The organism is Desulfobacterium sp. N47 (assembly GCF_051233685.1).
Lineage (GTDB): Bacteria > Desulfobacterota > Desulfobacteria > Desulfobacterales > RPRI01 > RPRI01.
The window spans coordinates 1-15964 of record NZ_JBAMMY010000054.1; the positions used below are offsets into that span (position 1 = coordinate 1).

Sequence of the window (15964 nt, forward strand, 5' to 3'; positions counted from 1 at the left end):
CCATTGCGATGATTCACATCTCCTTGAGCATGCTCATACCATTGCCGCCCAAGAAATTCGGTGCGCTCCAAATCCATCAGTTTGGTCAGATATTGACCAACGCTCTCTTTGATCTCTACGCGGATCATCTCAAAAATATTCCCCGGTTTCTGCTGGATTTCCTTGAAAATGCTCACAACCTCTGGTACACTAATTTCCACTTTCATGGGTGCTTCTCCCTTTTTTTGGTGTTTTTGCCTAAAACCCTTTTAAAGGAAAAGCGCCCTTTTTTATACCCTTTTAAAATTTACACAAAATATTATACACTACCCATTTTTTAATTTAAAACCATATGAACTTTTGTAGAAAACATGGCTGAATTCATAAAAGACTTAACCTTGACGGAACGCTTTAAACTTTCTCTTCTTTCCCTTATTGCTTCATGGTTTATACAGCTTTGGTTTGGAACAGTTCGTGTAAAAATCATAAACAAAGATATCTATGAAGAATATTTTGTACACAATAATGATAAAGGAAATGTTATTTTAGGTACGTGGCACAGGCATATAATATTTGTTTTTTATTTTTTCAGAAAAATAAAAAATGGCATAATAATGGTAAGCCGCAGCAAAGACGGCGAGCTTATTTCCATGGTAGGGAAACGATTGGGATATGCAACCGCCCGTGGTTCTTCCTCAAAAGGCGGAAGAGATGCTCTTCGCGCCATTATTGCCTTTATTAAAAAGGCGGGAGGAAAACCGATATTTTGCGGCACAGCTGTTGACGGGCCTAAAGGCCCTGCCCGTATATTAAAAAAAGGCTTGCTTGTTCTTGCCAAAAGTACCGGGTCGTATTTTATCCCAATGGCTTGTTCCGGTACAAAGGTCATTACTTTTCACAAAGCCTGGGATAAAACGATTATTCCTTATCCTTTCAGCACGATGTATATTGAATTTCATAAGCCTATTAAGATTGAAAAAGATATTTCAGAAGACGAAATGGAAAAACTTAGAATCAAAACTGAAAAAATACTAAACGAAATCACTGATGATGTTGATAAAATCTCAGGTTATAAAATAAATCCCATCTGAATCATCATACGTTAAACCTGAAGTTTATGATATCTCCATCATTAACGCAGTAAGTTTTGCCTTCAAGTCTTACAGTTCCTTTTTTTCTTGCCTCGTTATATGTTTTGGCATCCATCAGATCATCATATGCAAGAACCTCGGCTCTGATAAATCCTTTTTTTATATCGGAATGAATTACTTCGGCAGCATCAAGAGCACTTGTTCCTTTTTTGATAGTCCAAGCCCGCACCTCATCTTCGCCTACCGTAAAAAAAGAAATAAGTCCTAAAAGTTCATATGATTTTTTTATTACCCTTTCTCTTGCAGCTTCTTTAATATCGTATTCGGAAAGAAAATCGCCTACCTCTTCAGCGCTCATATGTGAAAGCTCCTGCTCCAGCTTTCCTCTGATAATCATACATTCTTCTTTTTCCATAAGATCCTGACAATCGGGAAACTTTGCATTCTCGTCATTGTTATTAAATAACACAAGCATGGGTTTTGCCGATATGAAAGCAAATCCTTTTAATGCCTGAGCAGATGCTATTTCCGGTATTCTTCTTAAAGGTATTCCATCTTCAAGATTCTTATGGCAGACGGGAAGAAGGTCACTCTCTTCTTTATCAATTTTTTTTCCTCTTTTTTTATCGGCTTCGATTCTTTCTATTCGTTTTTCAACAGTAATATAGTCTGCAAGAATAATATCCTGGTCAAGCTGGAGAAAGTCTTTATGAGGTGTTGAGGGTTCCTGCCCGTATTCTGCAAAATTTCTTACAACATGTATAAGCGCATCACAGTCTCTGACAAACGTCCAGATATTCTGATCTTTTTTTATCTCACTTTTCTGATTGTGAACTGCCGGTAAAAAATATTCTATTTTTGCATAAATGGTTTTTTTGGGTTTATACATATCTGATAAAATACCTACTCTTATATCAGGCACATCAATTGTTCCCATGCAGTTTTCCGTTTTATGTTTTTCGCCTAAAACAATTTGAGTAAGGGCCTCAAATATTGTTGATTTTCCAGATCCTGAAAGACCGGTAATTCCAAATTTCATTTTTTGATATTCCTGTTGTTATTTCTGACATATGTTCAAGCAGGCCGCAAAGCAGCCAAAACCCCTGTACCATTAATGCATTATTTTCTGAGCCAGTATGATCTATTCAAAGATACTGCATATATCATATAACCTTGACAAACAAGGCAAATTTTCCTATACCCTGATATGTCGCTATAAACCGCTGGACAGATATCAGGCAATTTAGTAAAATAGCCAAAAAATACCTTATAGACAAATCCTTTATATGGCTTTGGTTTGGCAGGGAAAACCAATGCTAAATACTGATAATTTACAGCTTTTTGCGAAGCATTACACTAAAAAATAACAATAGAATTATATGGAAAAAGGAGGTCCGTTATGGAGCCACAGGCAAATGCGGTCCGTTTAAAGGCTATGTACGAAAAGATGGTTCTGATACGAAAATTTGAGGAGCGTATTATAGAGCTTGCAAAGGAACAGGGAAGGATTGCAGGTATGCAAATCCTTTCCAATGGTCAGGAAGCGGTCGCCGTAGGAATCATAGAGGCTTTGAGTACCGAGGATGTGATTGTCAGCAATCACCGAAGCCATGGCCATCTTCTGGCGAAAGGAGCGGATCCAAGGTATCTTATGGCTGAAATAATGGGCAAGGCAGGTGGTGTAAATAAAGGCAAGTCCGGAACCCTGCATTTGGCAGTGCCGGAAGTAAATGCTCTTATGACATCAACTGTAGTCGGAGCCGGACCGCCTTTGGCCGCTGGAGCTGCTTTTGCTCAGCAATACAGAGATGAGCCGAATATTACTGTTGTTTTTTTCGGTGACGGAGCTGCCGCCGAGGGCAGTGTGCATGAGGCAATGAACCTGGCAGCTTTGTGGAAACTGCCTCTTCTGTTTGTATGTGAGAATAATTGCTGGGCTGGCGCACAGAGCTATGCGCAACATTGCCCGATAGGGGATATCGCTCAACGTGGAATTGCCTATGGTATGCCCGGTGAGTATGTGGATGGCAATGATGTTGAAAAAGTATATGCTCTATCCGTATCTATGGCTGATCATTGCCGAAATGGTAAAGGGCCTGCGCTGATTGAGGCAAAGACATACAGAATGCGCGGACATGGCGAAAATGACCATCAGCATTATGTAGAAAAAGATGAATTGGATTTCTGGGCAAAAAAGTGTCCTGTCGGAAGTTTGAGAAAAAAGATGATACAAGATAGTATAGTCACAGAAGATGAACTTCAGACTATTGAGACAAATTGTATGGTTATGGTTGAAGAAGCTGTTGCTTTTGCAGATAAAAGCCCATTACCACTTGCCAAAGAAGCATTAAATGACATTTGGGTTTAAAACAGGAGGTTTATGATGGCACAATTATCATTTGGACAGGCAGTAAATAATGCTCTTGATCTGGCAATGACCATGGATGAATCTGTTTTTCTTGCAGGAGAAGGAATCGGAGTTTCGATTCATTACGATCCCAACATGCCGAGCCACGGCCTTCTTGAAAAATATGGACCAAAAAGGGTAAAAGATACCCCGGTAAGCGAGGCGGCTATAGCAGGACTGGCCGTAGGAGCTTCATGCATGGGGCTGCATCCGGTTGTTGAAATCATGTTTTTGCCCTTTATTACGCTGGCAACGGATATGCTTGTCAATCACGCAGGCAAATTACGATATTTAAGCGGCGGGAAATCGTCTTTTCCTTTAACAGTAAGGATTAAGGCCGGTGTGAATTTTGCTGCCGGTTGCCAGCATTCACACAATCTGGAAGCATGGCTTGCCCATAGTCCGGGGCTTAAGGTAGTTTTTCCTTCTACTGCTGAAGATGCAAAGGGTATGCTGTTAAGCGCTATATTTGATCCAAACCCTGTGATTGTGATTGAAGAAATGGGACTTTATTGGGCAAAAGGCGAGGTTCCTGAAGGTGATTATCGCGTGCCTCTTGGAAAAGCCAGAATAGCCATGTCAGGTGATGACTGCACTATTGTTTCTTATGGCGGAGCAATATTTACTGCAATCGAAGCAGCAAGTATTTTATCAAAAGAGAATATTTCTGCAGAAGTAATAGATTTAAGAAGTCTTGTTCCGCTGGACAGAGATTGTCTCTTAAACTCGGTTAAAAAAACCGGCAGGCTTGTGGTTTTGCATGATGCAACAAAATTTGGAGGTTTTGGAGCGGAGATTGCTGCAATAGTTGCCGAGGATGCTTTTGAGTTTCTGAAAGCACACATCAAAAGGGTTGCTGCTCCTGATATTCCCGTACCTTTTTCACCGCCTCAGGAAAAATTTTATAAACCAGGTGCAGGCATGGTTGTGGATGCCGTTAGGTCTGTGATGCGTGGAAGGGCAGGGGGCTTTTGAAAATATCAAAACTTTTTGTAGATAAGAGCGTAATAGACTTTCCTGCAACGAGATCCATATTGTCACGTTTAAATATGCAATATGAAACTGTAAATACTTCTAACCGGGTATATGATTTTATTACGGCTTGTGAACATCCCATTCAAATTGCCAAAGAAACTCTTTTTGTAACAAAAAATAAAGGCGCTTTCATCAGGGATTGTCCGGGAACAAGCTGCTATACATGCTGCGGTTATAAGATTTTACATATCGGAACTTTTTGCAGTATGGACTGTTCATATTGCATACTTCAGTCGTACTTTCATCCTCCGGTTCTGCAGTTTTTCGTTAATCATGAAGATATGATAAGAGAAACGAAACAGCTTTTTGAAAACACAAACATCTCCAGAGTTGGAACCGGAGAGTATACAGACAGCATGATATGGGAAAAACTGACAGATCTGTCCGGCATTCTGGTAACGCAGTTCTCTGAGCAGAATAGAGCGGTTCTTGAGCTTAAAACCAAAACCACCGATATTGATCTTTTGGAAGGTCTTCGCCACAACAGAAAGACTATAATTTCATGGTCATTAAATACGGAAAAAATTATCAGGGAGGAAGAACGCCGTACATCATCACTTAACGCAAGGCTTGAAGCTGCTGCAAAATGTGAATTGTGGGGTTATCCTTTATCTTTTCATTTTGATCCTGTGATTATATATGATGGGTGTGAAAAAGAGTACAAAGAAGTTATCCGAAAAATCTTTGATTATGTTTCATCTGATAATATTGTATGGATAAGTATAGGTACATTTCGATTTATCCCTGCTCTTAAAAATATAATAAAAGAAAGATTCTCCGTTTCAAAAATCGCTTATGGCGAATTTATCACCGGTCTTGACGGTAAAATGAGATATTTTAAACCGCTAAGAATTGATATTTACAAAAAGATGGTTGAGTGGATAAAAGAAATTGCGCCTGATGTACTTGTCTATTTTTGTATGGAAGATGATGAGGTCTGGGAAAAAACAACAGGATTCATTCCGGAAAAATACGGGGGATTGCCTGCAATGCTGGATAAAAGTGCAGCATTGCATTGCGGACTGGAAAGCAAATAGAGGAGCCAAGGGTTCCGGAATTCAAGTGAAACACTGCTTTTATTTCTCCAAATTAAATGGGAGAAGGGAAAACAAAACTTGCTATCAGCGGATAATGATCGGATGGATATCGACCCGAAAATTTACTTGTGATTACTTGTGAATTATCAATTATTAAGTTTCCGCTATATAAAATCCAGTCAATAGCTTCACCTTTATTTTTTCCGGAAAATCTATGACAGGTTCTAATAGCTGAATTGTTAAACGCATCAAAAAATTTCGGGTATGCATCAACTTTTGAAGTAAATTCATTATAGCATCCACTATCCGGTGTTGCATTGAAATCGCCCATAAGAATGATCGGCCCTTTTTTTGAATGACGGCGCAACCTTTTTCTTATCAATTTAGCACTTTTTACCTGGACATCAGAGCTAAAATCAAAATGGGTATTTACAATAATTAAATTTTGCAGCCCATTATTGAAGATGCCCAGCGTACATTGCCGTGGCCATTTGCTTCCACGAAATCGGCTTGGCATGTTAGGTGTTGAGCTTAAATAAAAATGATTACAGTATACACATTTCCAGCTCTTATTGTAGAAGATTATATTATGTTGCCAATAAGCCGGAGCCGGCTGCCTTCGTCCGATATAATTATAATCGGGCAACAGATCCGATAAAAAGTCTATCTGGAAATCATTAGCCTCCTGAAAGGCGTAAAAGTCATTTTCAAAAGTTGACAAAAGAGGCATGAAGGAAATTTTACGGTGTATCCAATTGTTCGGTCCATCTTCAGCTAAACCGAATCTGAGATTCAAACTCATAACTGAAAGAAAGCGGGTGCCTGATGAGATAGTATTATTCATTAAGAAATTCCTGTTATTTATTTTAAATATATCTTTTTATATATTTGAACAGCTGTTATTATTAAAAACATAGACAAATTACAGACAAGCGTTATCAAGCCTTAAAAAATTTAATAACATTACTCACATATCCTTTCAAAGGAAAAATATATAATGGCAAGAACTTTGAAAACATATTATTATGTTATTCTATCTTTTCTTTTGCTGATTCTATGTGCCGGCAATTATGCATACGGCTATGAGTTTTATGAAGTAAAATGGGTGGATGACGGAGATACTATTGTTTTAAAAGACGGCAGAAAAATTCGCTATGCCGGCATAAATGCACCGGAAGTTGATCATAAAGAAATTAAAGCGGAACCTTACGCCTACAAATCAAAGGAATTGAATAAAGAAATGGTTTATTTAAAAAAGGTACGTTTGGAATTTGATGCTGAAAAGAACGATCGGTATGGCCGGGCGCTTGCCTATGTTTTTTTACCTGACGGCACTTTTGTAAATAATGAAATTATTAATAAAGGTTTTGCTTATTGCCTGCCAAGCCCGCCAAATTTAAAGTATGAGCAACTTTTATTAAAATCGCAGCAAAACGCCATGAGCTTTAAAAAAGGAATATGGCAAAACTGGGAAGAAAGCAACAGCGAGTATATCGCAAATAAAAGGTCTAAAAGATTTCATTATAAAAAATGCGGGTTTGCCAATAAAATAAGCAAAATAAATGTTAAATACTTTAGCAAAAAGTGGGATGCTTTTTGGGAAGGTTATGCTCCATGCAGGAAATGCTTTATAGAATGAACTTTAACTTTCCATATAAAAAAAAGGAGTGAAACATGACAGGAAAAGAAGCTTTGGAAACATCGGAAGCCCAGATAGCTGTACATTGGCAGGAAGAAGAATATTATTACCCTTCCACAAAATTTATTGCCCAGGCGAATATGACCGATGAAAAAATTTATGATCGTTTCAGTCTCGACAATTTTCCGAACTGTTACAAAGAATATGCGGATCTTCTTGATTGGTATGAATACTGGCACACAATTCTTGATACAAGTGATGCCCCTTGCTGGAAATGGTTTACAGGAGCAAAAATAAATGCCAGCTATAATTGCATTGACAGACATTTGCCGAAAAATAAAAACAAAACAGCTATTCATTTTGTACCTGAACTGGAAAATGAAAAAGTTGAGCACATCACATATCAGGAATTATATGTCCGTGTTAATGAAGTTGCAGCGCTTTTGCAGGATTTTGCAGGCCTGAAAGCAGGAGACAGAGTAACGCTTCATATGCCTATGACAGCAGAACTTCCCATTACAATGCTTGCCTGCGCAAGGTTGGGGGTTATTCATTCGGAAGTTTTCGGCGGATTCAGCGGCAGGGCTGCTGCGGACAGGGTAGTTGATTCGGGAAGCCGTGTATTGATTACTATTGATTCTTATTACAGAGGAGGGGCTCTTATTGACCACAAGGAAAAAGCTGATATAGCAGTTGAAGCAGCCGGAAAAGAAGGACAGATTGTTGATAAAGTTCTTGTGTGGCAGCGATATCCGGGTAAGTACTCCTCGTCTTTTCCTATGATTAACGGACGCGATTTTTTCGTAAATGATCTTTTAAAGAAATATTACGGTAAAAGAATAGAACCGGTACCAATGCCTGCTGAAGCGCCTTTGTTTCTTATGTATACAAGTGGGACAACAGGCAAACCCAAAGGATGCCAGCACAGTACCGGAGGATTTCTTGCATATGCTGCCGGTACATCCAAATATGTCCAGGATATTCATCCCGAAGATGTTTACTGGTGCATGGCCGATATCGGCTGGATCACCGGGCATTCTTATATTGTTTACGGACCTCTTGCCTTGTGTGCTTCAACGGTTATTTATGAAGGCGTACCGACTTATCCCGATCCCGGACGGTGCTGGAGAATAGCCCAGGATCTTGACGTAAACATATTTCATACTGCTCCTACTCTAATTCGCACTTTGAGAAAGGTCGGTCCTGATGAACCGGCAAAGTATAATTATGAATTTAAGCATATGACAAGCGTAGGCGAGCCCATAGAACCTGAAGTGTGGAAATGGTATTACAATGTTGTGGGAAAAGGTAAGGCTGTAATTGTAGACACCTGGTGGCAGACAGAAACCGGGGGTTTCTTATGCAGTACGTTACCGGCTATAAAACCAATGAAGCCGGGAAGCGCAGGACCGGGTATGCCTGGAATTCATCCGATTATCTATGATGAAGATGGGAATGTACTTCCCGAAGGAGCGGGAAAAGCCGGAAATATATGCATACAAAATCCATGGCCCGGTGCTTTTCAGACAATATGGGGTAATCGCGACAGATATGTCAGTACATACTATGCAAAGTATTGCAAGAATAAAGACAGTAAAGACTGGCGGGATTGGCCTTATATTTCAGGAGATGCCGCAGTAGATGCTCCTGATGGTTACTACCGTATATTGGGCAGAATGGATGATGTGATTAATGTATCCGGGCACAGGCTTGGAACAAAAGAGCTTGAATCTGCAGCTCTTACTGTATTTGAAGTTGCTGAAGCTGCGGTTGTTCCGGTAAATGATGATATTAAGGGCAAAGTGCCTGATTTATATGCTGCATTGAAATCAGGTATCCTGCCAAGTGATGAACTTGCAAAAAAGATTTCAAATGCACTTTCTGCAGAAATTGGGTCTATAGCAAAACCTAGAAATGTATGGCTTGTTCCTGACATGCCGAAAACCCGTTCGGGAAAAATAATGCGGCGGGTGCTAAGCGCAATTTCAAACAAAAAAGATGTAGATGACGTGATGACTCTGGCTAATCCTGAAATTGTTGAAGTCATAACAAAGATAGTTCAAAAATAAAAAAATAGCTCTTAAGTTCTTAAGCTGATAAGTTCATGAGACTTCAAGTGCCTACCAAAGATTACTTTGAAGCCTGGAGGTCACTATCTTCTGTATGGTCTTTTGCTTACGAATTTAATAGCTTATGATCTATTTTTTCCCTTGGTTCTTACGCCTTTGAAATTAATATACCATTTAATAGTTTTGCGAAACACCCAAACCGTCATGCCGGACTTGATCCGGTATCCGGAAACAAAAGCGATTTTGCTAAAAACCCTTCAATGCTTTTGACATTCTGGCTATAGGAAAATCCGTTAGCTCCCCGCCATGGTTTTGCAGGTGGAAGTGTATTTCGTGGAGCGCAATCAGTGTGTTGCTCGAGTGTTGAAATTCCGCAATCAGCGTTTCGTATGTCGCTTCCTCCGGATCAAGACTCAAAAGGAAGCTGTTGATCTCCGAGAGGCCTTCCTTAGACAGCGCAGACACTGTTGAAAGCGCCGATTTTGCGTCTGCAAAAGACGGATTTTCACGGGCCATTTCAGAGAGCAGATGGATGTTGGCCGTGATGCCCCCGATGCCGTCGTGGAGGTCTTTGAGCATGATTTCCTTTTCCCTGGCATGCCGCCGTTCTTCCATGAGCCGGGTATTATACTCGGTAATCATTTTTTCGTGAAGAACGGCATTTTCATGGAGCGTCTGCACCTGAACAAGCAGGGCATTGAGAACGGCCAGGTCGCGCCTGGAATAGAAATATTTTCCGGAAACGGCTCCCAGCAGAAAAAGCGTATGCGTTTCTTTTTTGTCGCCGGTTGCGACCACCAGTGCCATATAGAAGCCCTGAGCGGTAAGACGGGATAATCGAGGGTTCTCCCAAAGATTGATCACTTCGGTTCGGTCGTAAAAATACGGAAAAAGCGCCCCAGCTCCGGGAGCGCCTTTTCCGATCATCAAAAAAGTTTCCAGACGAAAGGCTTCCTTCACTACATGACCGAGCGCATGCAGGATTTCCTCGGCTTCCCGGCCGGCGGCTCTGCTGTTGAGCATCGCTATCGTGTCTGCTTCGCTTAAAGGAATCCTCTTGAAAACCTTTCTGAGGATACGTCTGATCTGGTCTCTGAAAACCACATACAGGGCTATGATCAGAATGGGATGGAAAAACATGTTATTGATGGGATCATGGTTGTCGAATCGAATGCCGATCAGGCTGAAAATACCCAGATCTGCCACAAACAACAGCAGGATGGTGACTGCATAGACGAAGGTTCCTTCCAGAAAGGCGTCTATGCCCATCAAACGGTATTTCCGGATGGCCAGGGCCATGGACAGCGGAATAAAGGCGACACACACCCCTGTGATCGTGTCGTCAACAAGCCTGCGACCCGTGATCAACAGGGGAATCCCGTTCAACAGAACCCATGGCCCAAGACCGAACAGGAAACCTGTAAAGACCCATTTCATCTGCTGCCGCTCCAGAGGACTCCTGTAGGCAAGATACCCATGGATCACTGCCGCTAAAGTCATGGTTGCGAGAAGCCCGACAAGAAAATTAATCGTTCCGATATATAGGGAAACGACAATTGCGATACAGACGGCATAGAAGAACAAAATAAGCCGGGGGAATCGCGTGATCAGCCGCTTCCTGTGGGGCAGGTATAACGAAAGATGGAAAAGAACAGCATTCCCCAGAGGGAGGCTCACGATATTGGCGAGGTTCATGAGTCTCAAATAGCACGGCTGATAGACAATTTCTGCCATGAGGGATGTTGCGTTGGAGATGAAAACGAGCATTATGAGCAGGGACATGGCAAGAAAAATAGAGGATTCTTCCCCCGCTTCCTTTTGATAAAACAAAATGAGGCCGATCAGGAAGAAGACGATGCCCGCAATGACATGTAAAAAGACCCAGTTGGAGACAAAAGACATCTTTGCTTTTCTCGGGGTAAGACGCACTTCTGTCTCTTTGCCGTTACGTATCACGCAAAAAGCAACCGACTGTTGATTTAGCACCCGGAAAATCTGCTGTTTGGCATCGAGCCACGAAAAGAGCTCGTTTTTGCTGTGAAGATGGATGTTGTCCGTCAGCAGGTGCGGAAAGCTGATTTGGAGATCCCCGATCGCCGTTACCGTATCCCCGGTGTGCAACGGACTCCAGGGTTCAGAAGAGGCAACCTGGTAATGTTGTTCAGAATCATCCCAGGAAAAAGATGCACCCACAACCGGAGAATTGTAGAGATAGTAGAATGATAATCCCAGGAAGATCAGAAAGCCGGCCACCAGACACACAACCGCCGACTTCCTGGATATCCTGTTCGGGAATCTCATCCGAGTGAATTTTCGATCGTCCGTTTCCAAAATAAAATGTTACCCCATCCTACCTTCATCCGACGACACAACTCTTCAAAATATGTATATAACGGCGTAAGAATTGTCAAGCTTGAGCTGATTAGTTTCAGGGTAACCGCATTTGGAAATCAACCTGCCAGGACGTTCATGAGATAACCGTTATCCCAACCAGCCCTAAGTTGTTTTGATTTTATGCTCTTTTTCGGTGTTACTTCTTTTTTAAAGGGAATAATCGGGACGCAGTTAGGTTTTTAAGTTTCTATCAATATTGAGGCGTAATGGGGTCACCCATTAAAGGGTTCGTCAAGAGAACCCCCCTGTTAAAAAAGATAGGGCGGAGTGATAAAATCAGCAAGCCGTCAGCCGCAATTTCAAGCCATGGCTGGCATGAAAGCGGGACGTTTAAGGGAATAGTGTCAAACATTGAATAGTGATTATGTTTTGATAAATAGAGTGATTTTATGGCACGTCAATGGAGAATAGAATATACTGATTAGGATGGGCCTCAGTCTGAGACTTCCATAGCCCAAACAAACGCTATTTCAGACAGATCTCCCAGGATAAGAAAGTTCACCCTGTTGAATTTCCCGGCGGGAACCCTATTCAACAAGGTGAACTTTCGCTACACAACCGCAGTATTTACCCTATCTCCCGAATCCTGGGCCTTATATGTTGTTTCTGTTTCCCGGATCAGGTCCAGGACAGGCGTGGCTCATAGCTTTGCACTCTGGGTTGGCCGCTCCTTTCAGCCGCTTTCGCCTGCGGCTCACCTTCCGCTCCGCTTTGCCTTTTCGCCTTCAGACAGAACCTCACGATTTCACCCTGATAAAAATATATTATTGCAAATAATCTACCAATAGATTATATAATTCCAAGTTAATTTAACTGATTGCTGAATGCCCACGATAATTAGGATAATTTTTTAATCTTTATGGACATCTTCCTGTGTGTGGAGATCTTCAGAACTGTAGAATCAATAGTTGACAGTAAATGGAGGAATGATGAACCATGCCAGAGATTTGCAGATTCTTCGGAATTATTATTAGAATGTTTTTCGATGAACATGATCCGCCACATTTTCATGCTGAGTATCAGGGTAACAAGGCAGTTTTCGATTTTAACGGCAATGTCATGAAGGGGGCTTTGAATTCGAAGACGGCGACAAGGCTCGTGAGAGAGTGGATCGACTTACGCCTTGATGATCTTAAAGAGGATTGGGAGTTGGCAAGGGCTGGTAAAGCAATAAAGAAGATTACTCCTTTAGAATGAGGTGAACCGTGTGGAACATGAATGATGTAACAAAAATTGAGTATAGAGGAGATTTTGTCTTTCGTATCGTTTTTGACGATGGCAAAAGTGGTAACGTGGACTTTTCGGAATATTTGGGAAGAGGTCCTGTTTTTGAGCCTCTGCGGGATAAATCCTTTTTCAGGAACGCAACGATAGAAGGTGGTACTATCTCTTGGCCGAATGGGGCTGACATAGCTCCTGAGACACTATACGAGAAAATAGTCTGCCAACAAGTCGTAGCACCGGATGCGCAGAACGACGCACCCCGGTGAACTTGTTGTTATCCAGATTTATCTCGTTTTTATTGTTATTGCCAATGCCCTCAAACTGTATCGGTTGTTTCCCGTTTATATACCTCTCTCCATGAAAATCATCCATCTTCATATTCAATTTTAAAAGATCTTCATCAGATACCTGTATGCCTTTGGGATACTTATTTACATCCAGTTCACATTTTCCGGATACTTTCAACAGCAAATGCGGATGTGTCAGCATCTGTACCCAGGTTAATGAATCCGGTGTTTTGTGTCAGATCGTAAATAGCAAAAGGAGCGACCTTGCCGAGTTTTTGTTTTCAAAATCATGGACATTAACTTTTTCCGGGCCGTTTATGCCGCCACACCGCAAAGAAGTTCCTCCTTCTTTGCGTAAAAAACATGCTTATGAAAACCACTATAACCGTTCACTGTTAAGCTTCAGGGGTATTTCTACAGTTATTTTGCAACCGGCACCCGGTTTGGAAATAATTCTCATATCTCCGCCGATAGATGCCGCCCTTTCCTTCATATACTGCAGCCCTATTCCAAAGGCCGCTTCTCTGGACTGCTCATCAACTGTGTCAAAACCGATTCCGTTATCAAATATATTGAGCAGTATTGCCAAACCGGAGCAAATCAATTCCACTTCAACATTTTTGGCGAGAGCATGTTGCCGAATGTTGTGAAGCCCTTCCTGGACAATGCGGAATAAACTGATCCGTATATTTCGATCAAGTTTAATGTATTCCATACCATAACTTGAAAACGACATGGGCAGGCCGGTTTTCTCTGAAAATATTGCGCATTGTTTTCGAATAGCCTGAACCAGACCCAACTGATCCAGTAGCGGAGGCCACAATTCATAGGATAGATCGCGCACAGCACCGATACAGCGGTTAAGTAAGGCAAACAGGCTTTCCGCCTCGTGCTGTGCATCCGGAAGCGATTCATTCTTTTCATTCAGGAGATTCTCGAAGCCCATCTTGATCGCAGCAAGGTCCTGAGCCACATTTTCGTGCAGATGCGAAGAAATTGCCTGACGCTCATTCTCCTGAGCCTTCAACAATTGATGGTTGAGATAACGTATATGATCTTCCGACTTGTTCTGCTTATATTGGGCATTTTTGATATTAGTGATATCTGTGACAACAACTCTTATCTCGGAGACCGCCTGATCGTCATCAAGCACCGGAACCATAAATAAATTGGCAAAAAAGCCCGGCCCGTTATTTTTCATGTGCAGTTCGCCGGTCTGTTCTTTCCCGGTGTTTATAACCTTATTTAAAAGCAGGTAGTACTGATCCTGAGAGTCGGGAAGAACAAATTGTGAAAAGAGAACTCTGACAAGAAGCTTTTTACTAAGCTCCAGCAATGCCGCAATAGTCAAATTTGCCTGAACGATCAGTCCTTTAGCATTCATAGTTAAATAGCCGGCAGGAGCAAGATCGTAGAGTTCAAAATATTTATCTAATGTTTTATCGAGTTCGACCTGGGTCTTTTTAAGCTCCTCATTCTGCATTTCAAGCTCAATCTGGTGAACTTGAAGTTCATAAATCAACGAGTCTGTATCTTTGCCGGAATCATTTATCAGGCTTTTATTCTTTTGATCATAAGCTGCTTCGGCACGCATTCGTATGCTCGTTTTTTCCGATTCATATTCATTGTTTTTCATGGAAGCTCCGATATTCATATCCTCATCTCTTATTTTTAACCGGTTTTAATTTTTATAACAATTACCTTTTATTATTTTATTATTTATCCCAAATTTTTGATGTCAAGAAATTAATAAATTCTTTCGGCGTATCTGCATGATATTTAACTATTTTACAGCACAATAAAATTATTTTTTCTGCTTTTACTGCACTGTCGATACTTGCTTTCTGCTTTATAAAATATTCTTGTAATATAACCATATGAAATGTTAATTATATATATGTTTTTTTAATTCCAAAGGAAATACGCTATGAAAAAAATCAAAGGTAAAGATCACGATAAACAAAGTAAAGCCGGAAAAAAGAAATTACCAAAAAGTCAGACAGGCGCACCGGTGCGGGATGAAAAGCCGGACATTTCCGAAGCCGGGGCTGAGGCTAAAACTGTTTCTGCTTCAGATGCCGGAAAAAACCGGGAAGACAGGCCGGTTAAGGGATTTCCTATTGTAGGAATAGGTGCATCGGCAGGTGGGCTTATGGCTTTTGAATCTTTTCTTTCCACAATGCCGGCAGATACCGGAAGCGGTATGGCCTTTGTCCTGGTTCAGCACCTTGCGCCGGATCATAAGAGTATACTTTCCAACCTGATAAAGAATTACACGCGTATGCAGGTTTACGAAGTTGGAGACGGTATGGAGATCAAGCCCAATTGCTTCTATATCATACCACCCAACAGGGATATGGCCATTTTAAACGGCAGACTGCATTTGTTTGAGCCGAGCAAGCCACGGGGCTTAAGGCTTCCCATAGATTATTTCTTCCGGTCCCTGGCCCAGGACCAGCACGATCGGGCAATATGCATTGTGCTTTCCGGCACCGGCAGTGACGGCACCCAGGGAGTAAGAGCTATTAAAGGTGAAGGCGGCATGGTAATGGCGCAGGACCCTGAGTCAACCGAATACGACGGCATGCCGAGAAGCGCAATCGCCACCGGCTTGGTGGACTATGTCTTAAAACCTGCCGATATGCCGCCCACACGTTTGGGAAAGGGCTGCTGCCGGTTTCCACCCAAATCATGAAACCTTTAGACATTCTTAAAAGAATATGTATTCTTTTGCGGTCTCACACAGGCCACGATTTTTCACAGTATAAGGAGAATACCCTGCTCCGCCGTGTTGAACGGCGA

The 15964-nt window shown here is 41.6% G+C and carries 14 protein-coding genes and 2 pseudogenes; 10 read left to right on the forward strand and 6 right to left on the reverse strand.

Annotation, left to right across the window (positions count from 1 at the left end; translation table 11 throughout):
• The coding region (locus VXK47_RS03275) for a hypothetical protein (RefSeq protein ID WP_435547343.1) at positions 1 to 206 on the reverse strand (206 nt) is incomplete at its 3' end.
• 144 nt (positions 207 to 350) lie between these two features.
• Here VXK47_RS03275 and VXK47_RS03280 point away from each other — a divergent pair.
• Entirely contained in the window at positions 351 to 1070 is a 720-nt protein-coding gene (locus VXK47_RS03280; RefSeq protein ID WP_435547344.1) for a lysophospholipid acyltransferase family protein, read from the forward strand.
• Positions 1071 to 1074: 4 nt separating this feature from the next.
• Here VXK47_RS03280 and VXK47_RS03285 read toward each other — a convergent pair whose 3' ends face one another.
• Positions 1075 to 2109 (reverse strand): DUF933 domain-containing protein, encoded by a 1035-nt coding sequence (locus VXK47_RS03285; RefSeq protein WP_435547345.1) that lies wholly within the window; start codon positions 2107 to 2109, stop codon positions 1075 to 1077.
• Between the two features lie 360 nt (positions 2110 to 2469).
• Here VXK47_RS03285 and VXK47_RS03290 point away from each other — a divergent pair, with 360 nt between their 5' ends.
• The 3 genes from VXK47_RS03290 to VXK47_RS03300 are packed head-to-tail and all read left to right on the forward strand — an operon-like array spanning position 2470 to position 5549.
• Positions 2470 to 3438, forward strand: a complete 969-nt coding sequence (locus VXK47_RS03290) for a thiamine pyrophosphate-dependent dehydrogenase E1 component subunit alpha (protein WP_435547346.1) — start codon at positions 2470 to 2472, stop codon at positions 3436 to 3438.
• Positions 3439 to 3450: 12 nt separating this feature from the next.
• Positions 3451 to 4452, forward strand: a complete 1002-nt coding sequence (locus VXK47_RS03295) for an alpha-ketoacid dehydrogenase subunit beta (protein WP_435547347.1) — start codon at positions 3451 to 3453, stop codon at positions 4450 to 4452.
• A complete protein-coding gene (locus tag VXK47_RS03300; protein ID WP_435547348.1) occupies positions 4449 to 5549 on the forward strand; it encodes an SPL family radical SAM protein in 1101 nt (366 codons plus the stop codon). Before VXK47_RS03295 ends, VXK47_RS03300 begins: the two co-directional genes overlap by 4 nt.
• Before the next feature lie 52 nt (positions 5550 to 5601).
• Here the strand turns inward: VXK47_RS03300 and VXK47_RS03305 are convergent, their stop codons facing one another.
• Positions 5602 to 6393, reverse strand: a complete 792-nt coding sequence (locus tag VXK47_RS03305; RefSeq protein WP_435547349.1) for an endonuclease/exonuclease/phosphatase family protein — start codon at positions 6391 to 6393, stop codon at positions 5602 to 5604.
• 153 nt (positions 6394 to 6546) lie between these two features.
• Between VXK47_RS03305 and VXK47_RS03310 the strand changes: the two genes are divergently transcribed.
• Positions 6547 to 7188 (forward strand): thermonuclease family protein, encoded by a 642-nt coding sequence (locus tag VXK47_RS03310; RefSeq protein WP_435547350.1) that lies wholly within the window; start codon positions 6547 to 6549, stop codon positions 7186 to 7188.
• Between the two features lie 35 nt (positions 7189 to 7223).
• Entirely contained in the window at positions 7224 to 9257 is a 2034-nt protein-coding gene (gene acs / locus VXK47_RS03315) for an acetate--CoA ligase (RefSeq protein ID WP_435547351.1), read from the forward strand.
• Between the two features lie 246 nt (positions 9258 to 9503).
• Here the strand turns inward: acs and VXK47_RS03320 are convergent, their stop codons facing one another.
• Complete coding sequence (locus tag VXK47_RS03320; protein WP_435547352.1) at positions 9504 to 11519, reverse strand: hypothetical protein; 2016 nt, start codon at positions 11517 to 11519, stop codon at positions 9504 to 9506.
• Between the two features lie 1068 nt (positions 11520 to 12587).
• Here VXK47_RS03320 and VXK47_RS03325 point away from each other — a divergent pair.
• Both VXK47_RS03325 and VXK47_RS03330 read left to right on the forward strand, forming a co-directional pair.
• Complete coding sequence (locus VXK47_RS03325) at positions 12588 to 12848, forward strand: DUF4160 domain-containing protein (protein WP_435547353.1); 261 nt, start codon at positions 12588 to 12590, stop codon at positions 12846 to 12848.
• 17 nt (positions 12849 to 12865) lie between these two features.
• Positions 12866 to 13141, forward strand: coding sequence for a DUF2442 domain-containing protein (locus VXK47_RS03330; protein ID WP_435547367.1), 276 nt, complete (start codon positions 12866 to 12868; stop codon positions 13139 to 13141).
• Between the two features lie 85 nt (positions 13142 to 13226).
• On the opposite strand, the pseudogene VXK47_RS03335 reads toward VXK47_RS03330, so the two are convergent.
• Positions 13227 to 13481, reverse strand: a pseudogene (locus VXK47_RS03335) (ISAzo13-like element transposase-related protein); the annotation flags it as partial.
• A 60-nt stretch (positions 13482 to 13541) separates the two neighbouring features.
• Entirely contained in the window at positions 13542 to 14816 is a 1275-nt protein-coding gene (locus tag VXK47_RS03340; protein WP_435547354.1) for an ATP-binding protein, read from the reverse strand.
• A 273-nt stretch (positions 14817 to 15089) separates the two neighbouring features.
• Here VXK47_RS03340 and VXK47_RS03345 point away from each other — a divergent pair, with 273 nt between their 5' ends.
• Together VXK47_RS03345 and VXK47_RS03350 are read left to right on the forward strand one after the other, a co-directional pair.
• On the forward strand, positions 15090 to 15857 hold the full coding sequence (locus VXK47_RS03345) for a chemotaxis protein CheB (protein ID WP_435547355.1): 768 nt from the start codon (positions 15090 to 15092) through the stop codon (positions 15855 to 15857).
• Positions 15854 to 15961 (forward strand): annotated as a pseudogene (locus tag VXK47_RS03350) (hypothetical protein); the annotation flags it as partial. The gene VXK47_RS03345 and the pseudogene VXK47_RS03350, both read left to right, overlap by 4 nt.
• Between the last annotated feature and the right edge of the window lie 3 nt (positions 15962 to 15964).

What these genes read in the sequence shown, in the direction of transcription:
- VXK47_RS03330 (WP_435547367.1), top strand. Translation starts at nt 12,866, where the DNA reads ATGAATGATGTAACAAAAATTGAGTATAGAGGAGATTTTGTCTTTCGT.
- VXK47_RS03295 (WP_435547347.1), top strand. Translation starts at nt 3,451, where the DNA reads ATGATGGCACAATTATCATTTGGACAGGCAGTAAATAATGCTCTTGAT.
- acs (WP_435547351.1), top strand. Translation starts at nt 7,224, where the DNA reads ATGACAGGAAAAGAAGCTTTGGAAACATCGGAAGCCCAGATAGCTGTA.
- VXK47_RS03310 (WP_435547350.1), top strand. Translation starts at nt 6,547, where the DNA reads ATGGCAAGAACTTTGAAAACATATTATTATGTTATTCTATCTTTTCTT.
- VXK47_RS03280 (WP_435547344.1), top strand. Translation starts at nt 351, where the DNA reads ATGGCTGAATTCATAAAAGACTTAACCTTGACGGAACGCTTTAAACTT.
- VXK47_RS03290 (WP_435547346.1), top strand. Translation starts at nt 2,470, where the DNA reads ATGGAGCCACAGGCAAATGCGGTCCGTTTAAAGGCTATGTACGAAAAG.
- VXK47_RS03325 (WP_435547353.1), top strand. Translation starts at nt 12,588, where the DNA reads ATGCCAGAGATTTGCAGATTCTTCGGAATTATTATTAGAATGTTTTTC.
- VXK47_RS03285 (WP_435547345.1), bottom strand. Translation starts at nt 2,109, where the DNA reads ATGAAATTTGGAATTACCGGTCTTTCAGGATCTGGAAAATCAACAATA.
- VXK47_RS03345 (WP_435547355.1), top strand. Translation starts at nt 15,090, where the DNA reads ATGAAAAAAATCAAAGGTAAAGATCACGATAAACAAAGTAAAGCCGGA.
- VXK47_RS03340 (WP_435547354.1), bottom strand. Translation starts at nt 14,816, where the DNA reads ATGAATATCGGAGCTTCCATGAAAAACAATGAATATGAATCGGAAAAA.
- VXK47_RS03305 (WP_435547349.1), bottom strand. Translation starts at nt 6,393, where the DNA reads ATGAATAATACTATCTCATCAGGCACCCGCTTTCTTTCAGTTATGAGT.